This is a genomic window from Nocardioides baculatus (genome assembly GCF_016735675.1).
Lineage (GTDB): Bacteria > Actinomycetota > Actinomycetes > Propionibacteriales > Nocardioidaceae > Nocardioides > Nocardioides baculatus.
Genome location: NZ_JAERSG010000007.1, coordinates 113,983 through 127,625, shown reverse-complemented (window position 1 = coordinate 127,625; position 13,643 = coordinate 113,983). Strand labels below are relative to the sequence as shown.

Genomic DNA, 13,643 nt, shown 5'->3' with positions numbered 1-13,643 from the left:
TCAGTCCTTCCTCACCAGCAGCGCGACGGGATGCGTCGCGAGGAGATCGGCCAGCCGGCCGTCGGTGTCGAGGCCGGTCAGCACGTCGTGCCAGTGGCCCTCGGGCAGGTCGAGCGTGGTGTCGCCCCAGCCGCTCGCGGCCTGGCCGACGGGCAGGCGGGTGACGACGGTGATCGCGCCACCTCGGTCGTACGCCACCACGTGGCCGGCGGCCGCACCGGACGCAGCGATCGGCATGTAGGAGGTGAACAGCTCGGGCCGGTCGCGACGCAGGGTCAGGGCCGAGCAGGTGACGTGGAGCTTGGCGGCGGCGTCGTCCTCGGCGGTGCCGGCGAGCACGGCGGCGCGGTGGTCGAAGTCGACGGGACGACGGTTGTCGGGGTCGACGAGCGCGGTCTCCCAGAGCTCGCTGCCCTGGTAGACGTCGGGCACGCCGGGGATGGTGATCGCGAGCAGCTTGGCCGCGAGCGAGTTGGCCTGCGCGGGCTGGTCGACGCGGTTCGCGAGACCGAGCAGCACGTCGCGGACGGCCTCGTCGTCGAAGACCGCGTCGACGGCGGCGTGCACCTGTGCCTCGTACGCCTCGTCGGGCTCGGTCCACGTCGTCCGGTCGCCGGCCTCGCGCATCGCCTTCTCGGCGTAGCCGTGCAGCCGACCCCGCAGGTCGGGCAAGTGGTCGGGCGTCCACGCACCGAGGACGGCCTGCCACAGCAGCGACCCGAAGCCCGGGTCGGGGACGGGTGCGAGCCGGAGCAGCTCGTCGAGCGCCTGCTCCCACGCACCGGGCTCCTCCGCGAGGACGGTGATGCGGGCGCGGACGTCCTCGCCGCGCTTGGTGTCGTGGGTCGACAGCGTGACCATCGCGTCGGGCCAGTCGCGCTGGCGCGCGGCCATCGCGTCGTGGAAGTCGTCGACGCCGACCGCGAAGACCGACGGGTCGCCGCCGACCTCGTTGAGCGAGGTGAGCCGCGACCACTGGTAGAACGAGCAGTCCTCGACGCCCTTGGCCATCACCATGCCGGAGGTCTGCTGGAAGCGCCGGGCCGGCTGGCCCCACTCGTCGTTCAGGACCGGCTCGAGCAGGTCGAAGGTCGTCGCGAGCTCGGGACGACTCGATCGTGCGGCGGCGAAAGCCTGGTCGAGGTGGTCGCGGCCCTCGGGGAGGTAGGAGCGGTAGACCGGGAAGCAGGCGAGGAGCTCGCCGATCGCGTCGGCCACGGAGTCTTCGTCGGCCTCCTCGGCGACCCGACCGACCTCCCGCGTGATCCGCAGGACCTCGGAGTGGAGGATGCCGTCGGCGACCGCTCGCTTGTTCGTCCGCACCATCTCGTGCCAGTCGACCGGCGCGCCACGAAGCCGGTCCTCGAGGGCCGTCAGTGGCGCCTCGCCGGCTGGGTCGGTGAGGACGCGGTCAATCAGGGCGAGGGCGTCGTACCCCGTCGTGCCGGCGGTGGCCCAGCTGGCGAGCAGCTCCTCCCCCGGCTCGAGGATCTTCTCGACCAGCACGTAGGCGCCGCCGGTGAGCGCGGCGAGGTCGTCGAGGTAGCGCTGGGGGTCGCGGAGTCCGTCGGGGTGGTCGACCCGCAGTCCGTCGACGAGGCCCTCGTCGAACCACCGCTTGATCTCGACGTGCGTCTCGGCGAACACCTCGGGGTCCTCGACGCGGACGGCGGCGAGCGTGTTGACCGCGAAGAACCGGCGGTAGTTGAGCCCCTCGTCGGCCGTACGCCAGTTGACCAGCTCGTAGTGCTGCTCCTCGAGGGTGCTCGTGCCGGGCGCGAGCGGGAAGCGCTGGTCGTGGTAGCGGACCTCGCCCCCTGATCCGGACGGGACAACCGTGATCGCGTCCTCGTCGTCGTCACCGATGACCGGGATCACGATCCGGCCGTCGCCGGCGGCCCAGTCGACGTCGAAGGCGTTGGCGTGCTCGGACTCGCGGCCGAGCTTGAGGACGTCCCACCACCACGGGTCCTCGGACGGGGTGGCGACGCCGACGTGGTTGGGCACGATGTCGACGAGCACGCCCATGCCGAGGCGCCTCGCCTCGGCCGAGACCGCCGCCAGCCCTGCCTCGCCGCCGCGCTCCTCGTCGATGTGGTCGAAGGCGACCACGTCGTAGCCGTGCGTGCTGCCGGGCTCGGAGGCCAGCAGCGGCGACAGGTAGACCCAGTCCACCCCGAGGTCGTGGAGGTAGGGCAGCACCCGCGCGGCCTCGTGCAGCGTGAAGTCCTGGCTGACCTGCAGCCGGTAGGTGCTGCGCGGCGTACGACGGGCGCTGGCGGGGTCGGTCACGCGGTCTCCGTACCCGTCCTGGCTGCCAGCGATGCCGCGACCGAGTGGTCGGGGGTCGCCGTCGGCGCGGAGTGCTCGCGCAGCACCACGAGCGTGTGGGTGGTCAGGTCGAAGGTCGACCCGGCCTCGTAGGTCGGGTCGGCGTCGGCGTTGCCGCCGGTGTCGATGACGACGTCCCACGCGGCGGCGTACTCCTCCGTCGGCAGGGTCACCTGCGCCGGGCCGTCGGCGTTGAAGTAGAGGAGGAAGTGGTCGTCGGTGATGGTCGCGCCACGGGCGTCCTTGCCGGCGATGCCGTTGCCGTTGAGGTACATCCCGATGGCCTTGCCGCCCTCCCAGTCACCGTCCTCCATCGGCTCGCCGTCGAGGTCGAGCCAGACGATGTCGTTGAGCCGCTCGCCGTCACCGGTGCGCACCGTGTTGCCGGTGAAGAAGCGCTTGCGGTGGAAGGTCGGGTGCTCGGCACGCAGCTTGGCGACCGCGGCGGTGAACTCGATGAGCGGCTTGTCGGCGTCGTCCCAGTGGACCCAGCTGATCTCGCTGTCCTGGGCGTACGTGTTGTTGTTGCCGTCCTGGGTGCGGCTGAGCTCGTCGCCGTGCAGCAGCATCGGCACGCCCTGGCTGAGCAGGAGCGTGGCGATGAAGTTGCGCTGCTCGCGAGCGCGCGCCTCGAGGATCTCGGCGTCGTCGGTCGGGCCCTCGACACCGTGGTTCCACGAGCGGTTGTGGCTCTCGCCGTCGTTGTTGTCCTCACCGTTGGCCTCGTTGTGCTTCTCGTTGTACGACACCAGGTCGCGCAGCGTGAAGCCGTCGTGGGCGGTGACGAAGTTGATGGAGGCGAACGGGCGCCGGCCGGAGTGCTCGTAGAGGTCCGAGGAGCCCGAGAGGCGCGAGGCGAAGTCGCCGAGCGAGGGCTCGCCGCGCCAGAAGTCGCGCACGGTGTCGCGGTAGTCGCCGTTCCACTCGGTCCACTGCGGCGGGAAGCCGCCGACCTGGTAGCCGCCGGGGCCGATGTCCCACGGCTCGGCGATCAGCTTCACCTGGCTGACGACCGGGTCCTGCTGCACCATCTCGAAGAAGGTGGAGAGCTTGTCGACGTCGTAGAACTCGCGGGCGAGCGTGGCGGCGAGGTCGAAGCGGAAGCCGTCGACGTGCATCTCGGTCACCCAGTAGCGCAGCGAGTCCATGATCAGCTGGACCGAGTGCGGGTGGCGCACGTTGAGGGTGTTGCCCGTGCCGGTGTAGTCCATGTAGTAGCGCTGGTCGTCCTCGACGAGGCGGTAGTAGGCCGCGTTGTCGATGCCCTTGAAGCTCAGCGTCGGGCCGAGGTGGTTGCCCTCGGCCGTGTGGTTGTAAACCACGTCGAGGATGACCTCGATGCCGGCAACGTGCATCGCCTTCACCATCGCCTTGAACTCCTGCACCTGCTGGCCGAGGCCGCTGGCGGAGTAGTCGGCGTGGGGCGCGAAGAAGCCGAGGGTGTTGTAGCCCCAGTAGTTGCGCAGGCCCTGGTCGAGCAGCGTGGAGTCCTGGATGAACTGGTGCACCGGCATCAGCTCGATCGCGGTGACGCCGAGCTTCTGCAGGTGGGCGGTGACCGACGGGTGCGCGAGCCCGGCGTAGGTCCCGCGCTGCTCCTCCGGCACGTCCGGGTGCAGCTGCGTGAGGCCCTTGACGTGCGCCTCGTAGATGAAGGACTCGTTGTAGGGGATGGAGAGGCGGCGGTCGCCCTCCCAGTCGAAGAACGGGTTGATGACCACGCCGTGCGTCATATGGGCCGCGGAGTCGTCCTCGTTCTTCGAGTCCTCCTCACCGAAGTTGTAGGAGAACAGCGACTGGTCCCACTCGATCTCGCCGCTGGTCGCCTTGGCGTAGGGGTCGAGGAGCAGCTTGGCCGGGTTGCAGCGCAGGCCCTTCTCGGGGTCCCACGGGCCGTGGACGCGGTAGCCGTAGCGCTGCCCCGGCTGCACGGTCGGGATGTAGCAGTGCCACACGTAGGCGTCGACCTCGGTGACCTCGAGCTTCGTCTCGACGAACTGGCCGGCGTTGTCGGGGTCGGGGTCGAACAGGCACAGCTCCACGCGCTCCGCCACCTCGCTGAAGATCGCGAAGTTGGTGCCGCTGCCGTCGAACGTCGCGCCGAGGGGGTACGCCGTGCCCGGCCAGGTTTCCGTCATGGCTCGACGCTACCGGCGACCCAGGGGTGGTTGACGATTCGTCCACCCCGGTAGGTGATGCCGGTGACCATCGTCACCGGCCCACCTCGAGGGGCTCAGGCGGCGACGGGCTCGCGCCGGCGGGTGACCCGGCCGGTGACCTGGGTCTGCTCGGTGCCGCACCAGCAGGTGAACCGCACCTCGATGCCGGCGGCGGTGTTGGCCACGGACGAGACCTGGCTCTCGAAGATGAGCACTCGCGTGGCGCAGACCTGGCAGTTGTTGTCGAACATCGTGACCTCCTCGGATCGGTTGGCGTACGGCCATCATCTCGACGTCGAGCCTCTAGGGGTAGCCTCGCTTTCCAGCGGCTTCCCAAGGAGATTCCTATGCTTTCGCTGCACCAGCTGCGCTGCTTCCTGGCGACGTACGAGCACGGGTCATTGACCGCGGCCGCCGAGGAGCTCGGCTACGCGCAGCCGTCGGTGTCCGAGCAGGTCCGCGCCCTGGAGAAGACCCTCGGTGTGCCGCTCTTCCGCCGGGTCGGGCGCGGAGTCGTACCGACCACGCTGGCCGACACGCTGCGGCCGTACGCCGAGCAGGCGATCGCCGCGTCCGAGGAGGCGCGACGAGCGGTGCAGAGCGCGGTGTCGCTGGAGAGCGGGACGATCCGGTTCGGGATGTTCGGCGCGGCCCGGCTCTACGCCGGCGCGCAGATCGTCGCCGACGTCCTCGAGCGCTACCCCGGGGTGCGGGTCGAGCTGATCGGCCAGCACTCCAACGAGGTACAGGAGCAGCTGCGGCGTGGGCACCTCGAGGCCGCACTGATCGCGGCGACCAGCGTCGAGAGCGAAGGGATGACGGTCACCCCGGTCGCCCGCGACGAGCTCGTCTACATCTCCGCCGACCCCTCGCGACTCAGGTCACCGGTGACCGCGGCCCGCCTGGCCAGGGCGTCCCTGATCATGCCGGAGACGACGTGGCGCTCCAGCGACTCCGTCCGGATCCTGCTGCGCCGCTTCCTCCACGAGGCCGGCCACAACCCGCAGACGCGCATCGAGGTCGAGGAGGCGGAGATCTCGGTCGACCTCGTCGGCCGAGGGCTCGGCGACTCGGTCATCCCGCGCGCCGCCGCCGAGCAGCTCGTCCCCCGCCTCGCACCCAACGTCGGCTGGGTGTCGCTGCGCCCGAAGCAGTACGACGTGATGGCGATCGTGCACCGCCGCGGCGCCGTGCTCTCCCCCGCTGCCCAGGTGCTGATCGAGATCGCCACGCGGCACATCCGGTCGATCGCCGAACCGGTCTGAGGGTTGTGCGGTGGCTGTGGTGCGGATGCCGCACCACAGTCACCGCGCAACGAGCACGATGCCCGCAATCCTCAGAGGTCGACGGTGCGGTTCTCCGCCGGGAACTCGTCGGGGTCGTCGTTCCTGATGGCGCGCGCCATGCCGATGAGCTGTCGCACCTTGCTCGTCGCCGCGTCCCAGTACTCCGCGGAGTCCGCGTGCACCTTGATCAGCGCGAGGCCGTCGGTGTCGAGACCGTCGGGGAACCACGCCTCGAGCGGCTTGGCCCACAGCTCCTCGGCCTTGGCGCGGTCGTGGACGACCTCCGCGCTACCGGCGATCGAGACCCACTCGCTCTTCTTCTCGTTCGCGATCGCCACGTTGACCTTGGGGTGCTGGGCGATCTGGGTCGCCTTGGCGGAGTCGTCGTAGGTGAAGAACCACAGGTCCCCGTCGAACTCGGCCTCCTGCACGGCCATCGGCCGGCTCACGTGGTCGCCGTCCGCGGTCATCGTGGTGAGCATCGCCGAGTCGGCGCGCTCCACGAGCTCGATGACTGTCCGGCGGCCGTCCTGGTCGTCGCTCATGGTGGGTCTCCCTCGTGTCGGCATCGGTTGCTCGTGCCGTACCCCACCCGCGCCGGGGCATGCCGTCCGTCGCGGCACCCGGGGCACACTGGTCGACGTGGCTGTGCGCGTCCTCTCCTCGCTCGCCCCGGCGCGCCGGCGCCTGGTGCTCGCCGTCGTCACCCTCGTGGCGATCGCGCTCGTCGGCGCGGTCGTGCTGGTCGTGGTGACTCGCGGACCGGACGTCGACCCGGTCGCGCAGGACGAGCCGGGCCCGGTGCTCCTCGTGCCCGGGTACGGCGGCTCGACGAGCGGGCTGGAGGTGCTGGCCGAGCGACTCCGGTCCGACGGACGCGACGTGCGCGTCGTACCGGCTGCGGGTGCCGCGACCGGCGACCTCCGCGAGCGAGCCGCCGACCTGGGCCGCGCGGTCGACGAGGCGCTGGCGGACACCGGCGCGCCGTCGGTGGACGTGGTCGGCTACTCCGCGGGCGGCGTGGTGCTCCGGCTCTACGTCGCCGACCTCGGCGGCGGCTCGACCGTGCGACGGGCCGTCACGCTGTCCTCACCGCACCACGGCACCGACCTCGCGGCGTTGGCCCTGTCCTTCGGCTCCGACACGTGTCCCGAGGCCTGCCGACAGCTCGCCCCCGACTCCGACCTGCTGCGTGGTCTCAACGCCGGCAACGAGACGCCCGAGGGCCCGGCCTGGGTGGCGCTCTGGACCGAGGACGACAAGACCGTCGTGCCGCCCACGTCGGGTCGGCTCGACGGCGCACTGGCGTACGCCGTCCAGGACGTGTGCCCCGGCCTGCAGGTCGGCCACCCCGACGTGCCGCGGGCGCCCGAGATCGCAGCGATGGTGGAGGCCGCGATCGGCACCGGTTTGCCCACCGAGCCGGGCCCCGAGGTGTGCGGCGGGTCCTGAGCTCAGTCGGTGATGTCCTTGGTGGTGAAGCTCGCCCACGCGGCACCCAGGAACACCACGACGTAGGCCCCCTGCACCAGCACGCCGCGCACCACGTCGTCCCACCGGATCGGGTCGCGGAAGAGGTCGACGAAGGCCAGCCAGTGCCGCGTCAGGAGGTAGGGGTGCAGTGCCTGCGCGGCGTCGAGGGTGAGCAGCAGCGTCGAGGCGACCAGCAGGGTCATCGCGCCCATCGCCGCACCGAGGGGCGTGCGCGCGAGGGTGGAGAGGAAGAGCGCGACGGCGGCGACGCCGAGCATGCAGAGCATCGCGTAGCCGAAGGCGAGCGCGGTGCGCCCGACCAGCTCGGGGGTCGACATCGGCGTGCCGGACACGCTCGTCGTCGGGCCGGTCACCGTCACCGTCTGGTCGCCGAGCAGGGCCACGCCGACGACGTACGCCACGACGGCGACGACCAGCACGGTGACGACGACGAACGCCATCACCGCCACGAGCTTGGCGACGAGCAGGCGGGTGCGCCCGACCGGGCGGACGAGCAGGTAGCGCAGCGTGCCCTGCTGCGCCTCCCCCGCGATCGCCTCTCCGGCCGTCAGCGCCACGGCGATGGGCAGGAAGAGCGGCAGCACCATCGCGAGCGCCGCCAGCGGGAAGAGCGTGCCGTCCGTGAGCACCGCGGCGAGGAAGGCCGGCCCCGTGCCCGGGCGCGGCCCCAGGTCGGTGATCGCGAGCAGGACCGCCACGAGGGTGGGCAGGGCGTTGATGATCGCGATGGTGCCCCACGTGCGGCGGTTGCGGAGCAGCTTGGTGAGCTCGGCGCGGATCACGGGCGCTCCCCCTCACGGCCGAAGCGGTCGGTGCCCGACGTGGTCGCGGCGAGCACCACGTCCTCGAGCCGGCGTCGCTCGGGCGCGAGGCCGCTGACCCGTACACCCGCGGAGACCAGCCGGTCGTTGAGGTCGGCCGGATCGAGCCCGCGCACCAGCAGGCCGTCGTCTGCCGGCTCCACGTCGACGTCGGTGATCGACGCGAGCACCTCGCGGGCCCGGGCCGGGTCGGGGGTGCGCACCTCGGTGCGACCGGTCGGCCCGCGCAGGGCGTCCATCTCGTCCTGGAGCACCAGCCGGCCGCCGTCGAGCACCCCGACACGGGTGCAGAGCTGCTCGATCTCGCCGAGCAGGTGGCTGGAGAGGAACACGGTCGTGCCCTCGCGGTTGAGCTCGAGCAGCAGGCGGCGGATCTCGTTGATGCCCTGCGGGTCGAGGCCGTTGGTCGGCTCGTCGAGCACCAGTAGCCGCGGTCGGCGCAGGAGAGCGCCGGCCAGGCCGAGGCGCTGGCGCATGCCGAGGGAGTACGCCCGCACCGGCCGCCGGTCCACCTGGGCCAGCCCCACCCGCTCCAGCGACTCCTCGATCCTGCGGTCGCGGGTGCGGCGTGGCCCGTCGGGGCCGGCGGAGTCGAGGAGGGCGAGGTTGGCGCGACCGGAGAGGTGGGGGTAGGCCGCCGGGCCCTCGACGAGCGCGCCCACCCGGGTCAGCACGTCGCGTCCGGAGGCGGGCATCGGCTCGCCCAGCACCTCGATGCTGCCGGAGGTGGCGAGGACCAGGCCGAGCAGCATCCGCACCGTGGTGGTCTTGCCGGACCCGTTGGCGCCGAGGAACCCGTAGACGTCGCCCTCGCGGACGTCGAGGCCCACCGCGTCGACGGCGGTGACCCGGCCGAACTTCTTGGTGAGCCCGTCGGTGCGGATCACGCTCGCGCTGCTGCTCATCGGCGGTCCTCGACGAAGACGAACCCGGTCGAGACGTCGCGACCCGCCTGCTCCAGCGCGTCGCGGGTGAGGGTGCCGGCCAGCAGCCACCCGCCGTCGCCGTCGGCGCCGGTCAGCAGCACGCCGAGCGGTCCGAGCGTCACCACGGTGCGCTCGGAGTCCTGCTCGACGCCCGGGGTGATCGCCATCTGCTCGCGGAGCGCGCCGGCCTCGCGGTCGCGCAGCGGGATCGCGATGACCTGGGCGGTGCCCTCGCCGTAGACACCGACGGCGCCGTCGGACGCGGGCCCGAGCGCCAGCCCGGCGGCCGTCGCCGGCGGCCGGACCGGGGCGTACTGGTTGGCGGCGTCGGCGATGTCGAGGACGTCGTCGCGCTCGACGTCGGTGCTCGGCGTGGGCTCGAAGTCGAGCACGTCGTCGCCGGGCGGCTCGGTGGAGACGTCGGAGAAGCGGCTGGTGAACGACGGTCGCGCCTCGCCGTCGGCGTACACCTCGACGAGCAGCGGCAGGTCGGAGTCCTCCCCGACCCAGAGGTCGACGTGGTCGATGCTCGACAGCGGCGACGGTGGGCGTACGCGCAGGCCGGCGGCGCTCTCCCCCGCCAGGCGCCGCGACGGGAGCACGGTCACGTCGGCGGGGCCGACGCCGCGCAGCAGCCGCTCGGTGAGCACCGGCGGGACCAGGTCGGCGGGACGGGGCAGGCGGAGGTCGGGCTCGCGGCTGTACGACGCCTCGCCGCGCTCGTAGCTCCACTCGACCGTCGTGTCGCCGTCGCGCACCTGGTCGGTCTCGCCGGTGAGGAGGAGGCGGTCGACGCGCCAGTGCTCGCGGTCGCGCCACCAGACCCGCAGGTCGGTGCGCTCACCGAAGAGGGCGGTGACGGTCCCGAAGCGGTCGGCGTCGGGCAGCTGCAGGGTGCCCTCGGTCTCGGCGGACCCGGACCACGGCCGGTCCACCGCCGCCCGCGCTGTGGCGAGCAGCTCCTCAGGACCTGCGTCGGCGCTGCCGGCGGGCAGCCACCGTCCGACCAGGGGCGCCACGACGAGCAGGGACGCGGCCACCGCGACCGCACACCAGCGTCCCAGTCGCGTCATGCCTCCCGACGCTACCCGCGGCCCCTGTGTGGTGGCTGTGGTGCGGCTGCTGCACCACCATCACCGCACAACGAGGGTGACCGCAGCCGTGCTGCTCGCGCCCACCGTCGGGTTGCTCGGTGAGCCCGGGATGGTCAGCGGCAGGTCGAGCGGCGCCTCGAGCCGCACGGTGACGGACCGACCGGCCGGGTCGACGCGCACGCCGACGTCGATGCCGGGAAACCGCGCGCCGGCGTCCGCCCGGGCGAGGTAGTCGCGGACGGCCTGCTCGACCGCCTCCTCCTGCTGGACCAGGCGCGAGTCACCGAGGCCCTGCTCGTAGATCGCGGCCGACCCGAGGTCGGCGCCGTAGAGCGCGGCACCGTCAGCGAGGTTGTCGAGCCCCTGCCGCTGGAGGTACGCCGCCGACGCGTCGACCACCACGACGATCGCCATCAGCAGGATGCCTGCGAATCCGATGATCAGCAGCGTCACCTGTCCCTGCTCGCTGTGCCTTCTTAGAACGTGCTGGCTCACTCGTCCTCCGGCGCGCTCTCGACGTACTGCCCGATGGGCACCGTGTGCGTCGCGTCGAGCGAGAAGGACGCGGACCCGGTGTCGAAGATCGCGGGGAAGAACGGCAGGTCGACACCGGAGTCGACGGTGACGGTGATGACGGAGGTGCCGACGTGGCAGTTGTCGGCGGGGGCGTCGCAGGTGACCGTCACCGTCGCCTGTTGTCCGGTCGCGCCCTGGTCGGCGAGCACCTGCTGGACCGCGGCGATCGCGCGAGCCTCGCCGGTGGCGTCGTCGGGAGCGAGGGCGTACGCCCGTCCGGCCGCGCGCGCAGCAGCGCTCGTCGCGAAGGCTCCCTGCTGGACCTCGAAGACCGAGATCACGACCCAGATCAGCGGGACGATCAGGATGATCGCCAGCCAGCTGAACTCGATGAGCGCGGAGCCCTGCTCGTCGCGCTCGTGCCGGTCCTTCACCGGGCCACCGCCTGCTCGGCGACGGCGTGGCCGGTCACGCGGATGAGCATCCCGGTGCCACCGATGCCGAGGACGCTGACCTCGGCCTCCACCACCGCGACGTAGCCCGGCGCGCCGCCGACGGACGCGGGCTGCACGCTGACCGTTCGGACGAAGTCCTGCGACAGGGCACCGTCGACGAGCTCCTGCACCTTCTGCTCCCCCGCCGGCGCGGACGAGCCGCCGACCGCCGCGTAGCGAGCACCCTCGGACGCCGCGGACGCCAGGGTGTTGCGCACGTGGAGCACGAGGGCGAGCTGGAGGATGCCGAGCACCAACGGCAGCAGGACCAGCAGCACCAGCACGAAGTCGACGACTGCGGCCCCGCGCTCGTCGACGCGGGCGCGACGGGACATGGGAGAGCCTCAGCCGCTCACCATCGAGAAGGCCCGCACGAGCAGGTTGCGCAGCTCGTCACCGACGAACGGCGTCAGCGCAGCGACGACGATGGCCGTCATCAGGGTGACCATCACCCAGCCGGGCACGTCACCCCGGTCGTCGCGCGAGCGGTCGGTGGCGAGCAGGACGCCGAGGCGTTCGAGCAGTCCCGAGATCGGCAGAGGCATGTGCGGTCCTTTCGTTGGCTGTGGTGGATCAGGTCAGGGCGTGGTGAGGCGCAGGCCGAGCACGCCGGGATAGAAGGCGAAGATCTACTGCTCATTTGGGGTATTTTGAGAAACATGACCTCTCCGGCCCCCAAAAGGGCGCTCATCTACACGCGTATCTCCCGAGACGACACCGGGGAGGGCATCGCCAATCAGCGCCAAGAGGAGGACTGCCGGAAGTTGGCAGACCTCCGACGCTGGGAAGTGGTCGGCATCGAGCAGGACATCTCGATCTCAGCTACCGGTGGCAAAAAGCGACCTGGTTGGCTTCGCGTCCTTGACCGAGTGGAGCGGGGGGAGGCTGACGTCATCCTCGCGTGGCACATTGACCGCCTAACCCGGTCGATGGCTGATCTACAGACTCTCTTGACCCTCGCAGAAGAGAAGAACTTGGTTATCGCAACCGTGAGCGGCGACATCGATCTATCGACCGATACGGGACGTCTCATTGCAGAGATCCTCACTGCTGTTGCGGGGGCCGAAGTTCGCCGCAAGGGCGCTCGTCAGAAGCGCGCAAACCAGCAGCGAGCAGCCAAGGGGCTGCCGTGGAAGACAGGCTTCCGAGCCTTCGGATACACGCTCGACGGTCAGGTGGTTGAAGAGGAGGCTGCCTTGGTTAGACAGGCAGCCGAAGACGTGCTGAATGGGACACCGCTCCGGGGCATCGTTCGCCGATGGAAGGCACTGGAGGTACCCACTGCGCGGAACCGAAAGAACACGGACGGATGGACTCACAACAGCGTGCGAAGCATCTTGCTCAACCCGCGGAACGCTGGGATCGCCACCTACAAAGGCGTGCAGATCGGCAAGGGGCAGTGGGAGGCCATTCTGAGCGAAGAGACCTTCGTCCTTCTCGTAGCGACGCTGACGGACCCATCTAGGACGAAGGGAGAGAAGGTTCTGAAGAACAAGCCCGCCAACCTGCTCAGCGGGGTCGCGACCTGCGGTGAGTGTGGGTGGAAGGTAGAGGCTGGATCGAGCAACGGGTCGAAGGTCTACAAGTGCACAAACCAGGCAGGCGATCACATTGCCACCGATCGAGCCGACGCTGATGACCTGGTGCGAAGCGCGTTCGCGAGCGCGGTCGCCTTGACCCTCCCGGGCACCGTCACGGACAAGCGCGACGCGACCGTTCCGCAGGACCTCTGGACGCGCCGCCAACGCCTGACTGACCGACTCAACATGTTGGCGACCACATGGGCCAACGGGACTCTCACTGACGGTCAACTGGAGACCGCGTCCGAAGTGCTGAAGGGTCAACTGGTCGAGGTTGACGAGCAGATCGAGAAGGCAGCCGAACTCGCAGCCGGAGGCGACCTACGAAGCGAGGATGTGCGCCACTTTCTCACCCTCGACATGTGGGGTCAGCGCAAGGTGCTCGAGGAACTGACTGAGATCAAGTTGTGGCCCAAGAATCGAAAGCGGAACGTGAGCATCAGGCAGCAAGTAACGGTGCAGATCCACGACAAGCGCGGTCGCGCATGGCCGGCTCTGGACGACAGAAGCAAGACCGTTCTAGACCCGTCTGCTGCTGCCTACAGCGCTCTAGCAGCCCTTCTGGTCGATCAGCAGCCTGAGGGCGTGACGACGCTCGCCAAGGCGGCCCAGTGGCTCGTGGAGCGTGGACACACCGACCGATCGCCGGCTGGCCTGCCTGGCAAGTTGTCGCCGTTGGTGAGGTACGTGCGAGGAGAGACTCGTCCGACCAGCGGATGGACGCGCAAGGGTCAGGCCGCCTGACCCGACCGGCCTAGAATGTCGCCCCGTGACGCCCAAGCAACCGCTTCCGCCGGACGACCCGCGACACGGCACTGTGAACGGTTACAGCAATCACGGGTGCCGTTGCGACGAGTGTCGCGACGCCCATCGCCTGAACCACGCTCGTTACATGCAGAGGGTGCGCGAGACCGGTCACCTCGCCGACAGCGCGTCCGCACA

Annotated in this window: 14 protein-coding genes; 3 read left to right on the top strand and 11 right to left on the bottom strand. The window is 70.6% G+C overall.

The features are described from left to right. From treY to JI751_RS19465, 3 genes are all read right to left on the bottom strand, one after another. Entirely contained in the window at nt 1–2,292 is a 2,292-nt protein-coding gene (treY, locus tag JI751_RS19475) for a malto-oligosyltrehalose synthase (protein WP_201940350.1), read from the bottom strand. Next, nucleotides 2,289–4,469, bottom strand: coding sequence for a glycogen debranching protein GlgX (gene glgX / locus JI751_RS19470; RefSeq protein WP_201940348.1), 2,181 nt, complete (start codon nt 4,467–4,469; stop codon nt 2,289–2,291). Before glgX ends, treY begins: the two co-directional genes overlap by 4 nt. A gap of 95 nt (nt 4,470–4,564) precedes the next feature. Further along, complete coding sequence (locus JI751_RS19465) at nt 4,565–4,741, bottom strand: hypothetical protein (protein WP_201940347.1); 177 nt, start codon at nt 4,739–4,741, stop codon at nt 4,565–4,567. A 96-nt stretch (nt 4,742–4,837) separates the two neighbouring features. Here JI751_RS19465 and JI751_RS19460 point away from each other — a divergent pair, with 96 nt between their 5' ends. Beyond that, the gene (locus tag JI751_RS19460) at nt 4,838–5,755 is read left to right on the top strand and encodes a LysR family transcriptional regulator (RefSeq protein ID WP_201940345.1); all 918 of its coding nucleotides are present in this window, start codon (nt 4,838–4,840) and stop codon (nt 5,753–5,755) included. A 71-nt stretch (nt 5,756–5,826) separates the two neighbouring features. Here JI751_RS19460 and JI751_RS19455 read toward each other — a convergent pair whose 3' ends face one another. Continuing rightward, complete coding sequence (locus tag JI751_RS19455; RefSeq protein ID WP_201940344.1) at nt 5,827–6,321, bottom strand: pyridoxamine 5'-phosphate oxidase family protein; 495 nt, start codon at nt 6,319–6,321, stop codon at nt 5,827–5,829. Nucleotides 6,322–6,418: 97 nt separating this feature from the next. Between JI751_RS19455 and JI751_RS19450 the strand changes: the two genes are divergently transcribed. Beyond that, nucleotides 6,419–7,228: a lipase family alpha/beta hydrolase gene (locus tag JI751_RS19450; protein WP_201940343.1), complete on the top strand. Its 810-nt coding sequence runs from the start codon at nt 6,419–6,421 to the stop codon at nt 7,226–7,228. Between the two features lie 2 nt (nt 7,229–7,230). Here the strand turns inward: JI751_RS19450 and JI751_RS19445 are convergent, their stop codons facing one another. From JI751_RS19445 to JI751_RS19415, 7 genes are read right to left on the bottom strand one after another with little or no spacing between them, the layout of a single operon-like run. Beyond that, entirely contained in the window at nt 7,231–8,052 is an 822-nt protein-coding gene (locus JI751_RS19445; protein ID WP_201940342.1) for an ABC transporter permease, read from the bottom strand. Next, entirely contained in the window at nt 8,049–8,996 is a 948-nt protein-coding gene (locus tag JI751_RS19440) for an ABC transporter ATP-binding protein (protein WP_201940341.1), read from the bottom strand. Before JI751_RS19440 ends, JI751_RS19445 begins: the two co-directional genes overlap by 4 nt. Then, nucleotides 8,993–10,090 carry a hypothetical protein gene (locus tag JI751_RS19435; RefSeq protein WP_201940340.1) on the bottom strand — a complete coding sequence of 366 codons (1,098 nt, stop codon included), beginning with the start codon at nt 10,088–10,090 and terminating at the stop codon, nt 8,993–8,995. Before JI751_RS19435 ends, JI751_RS19440 begins: the two co-directional genes overlap by 4 nt. 60 nt (nt 10,091–10,150) lie before the next feature. Continuing rightward, nucleotides 10,151–10,564 carry a pilus assembly protein TadG-related protein gene (locus JI751_RS19430; protein ID WP_307814392.1) on the bottom strand — a complete coding sequence of 138 codons (414 nt, stop codon included), beginning with the start codon at nt 10,562–10,564 and terminating at the stop codon, nt 10,151–10,153. A gap of 38 nt (nt 10,565–10,602) precedes the next feature. Next, a complete protein-coding gene (locus tag JI751_RS19425) occupies nt 10,603–11,061 on the bottom strand; it encodes a hypothetical protein (RefSeq protein WP_201940339.1) in 459 nt (152 codons plus the stop codon). After that, complete coding sequence (locus tag JI751_RS19420; protein WP_201940337.1) at nt 11,058–11,456, bottom strand: TadE/TadG family type IV pilus assembly protein; 399 nt, start codon at nt 11,454–11,456, stop codon at nt 11,058–11,060. Before JI751_RS19420 ends, JI751_RS19425 begins: the two co-directional genes overlap by 4 nt. Nucleotides 11,457–11,465: 9 nt before the next feature. After that, nucleotides 11,466–11,666: a hypothetical protein gene (locus tag JI751_RS19415; protein WP_201940335.1), complete on the bottom strand. Its 201-nt coding sequence runs from the start codon at nt 11,664–11,666 to the stop codon at nt 11,466–11,468. A 114-nt stretch (nt 11,667–11,780) separates the two neighbouring features. On the opposite strand from JI751_RS19415, the gene JI751_RS19410 reads away from it, so the two are divergent. Further along, entirely contained in the window at nt 11,781–13,445 is a 1,665-nt protein-coding gene (locus JI751_RS19410; RefSeq protein ID WP_201940333.1) for a recombinase family protein, read from the top strand. Nucleotides 13,446–13,643 lie beyond the last annotated feature (198 nt).

Excerpts from the sequence above, each read along its gene's own strand:
- JI751_RS19435 (WP_201940340.1), bottom strand. The coding sequence starts at position 10,090 with ATGACGCGACTGGGACGCTGGTGTGCGGTCGCGGTGGCCGCGTCCCTG.
- JI751_RS19420 (WP_201940337.1), bottom strand. The coding sequence starts at position 11,456 with ATGTCCCGTCGCGCCCGCGTCGACGAGCGCGGGGCCGCAGTCGTCGAC.
- JI751_RS19460 (WP_201940345.1), top strand. The coding sequence starts at position 4,838 with ATGCTTTCGCTGCACCAGCTGCGCTGCTTCCTGGCGACGTACGAGCAC.
- JI751_RS19410 (WP_201940333.1), top strand. The coding sequence starts at position 11,781 with ATGACCTCTCCGGCCCCCAAAAGGGCGCTCATCTACACGCGTATCTCC.
- JI751_RS19455 (WP_201940344.1), bottom strand. The coding sequence starts at position 6,321 with ATGAGCGACGACCAGGACGGCCGCCGGACAGTCATCGAGCTCGTGGAG.
- JI751_RS19465 (WP_201940347.1), bottom strand. The coding sequence starts at position 4,741 with ATGTTCGACAACAACTGCCAGGTCTGCGCCACGCGAGTGCTCATCTTC.
- JI751_RS19415 (WP_201940335.1), bottom strand. The coding sequence starts at position 11,666 with ATGCCTCTGCCGATCTCGGGACTGCTCGAACGCCTCGGCGTCCTGCTC.
- JI751_RS19440 (WP_201940341.1), bottom strand. The coding sequence starts at position 8,996 with ATGAGCAGCAGCGCGAGCGTGATCCGCACCGACGGGCTCACCAAGAAG.
- glgX (WP_201940348.1), bottom strand. The coding sequence starts at position 4,469 with ATGACGGAAACCTGGCCGGGCACGGCGTACCCCCTCGGCGCGACGTTC.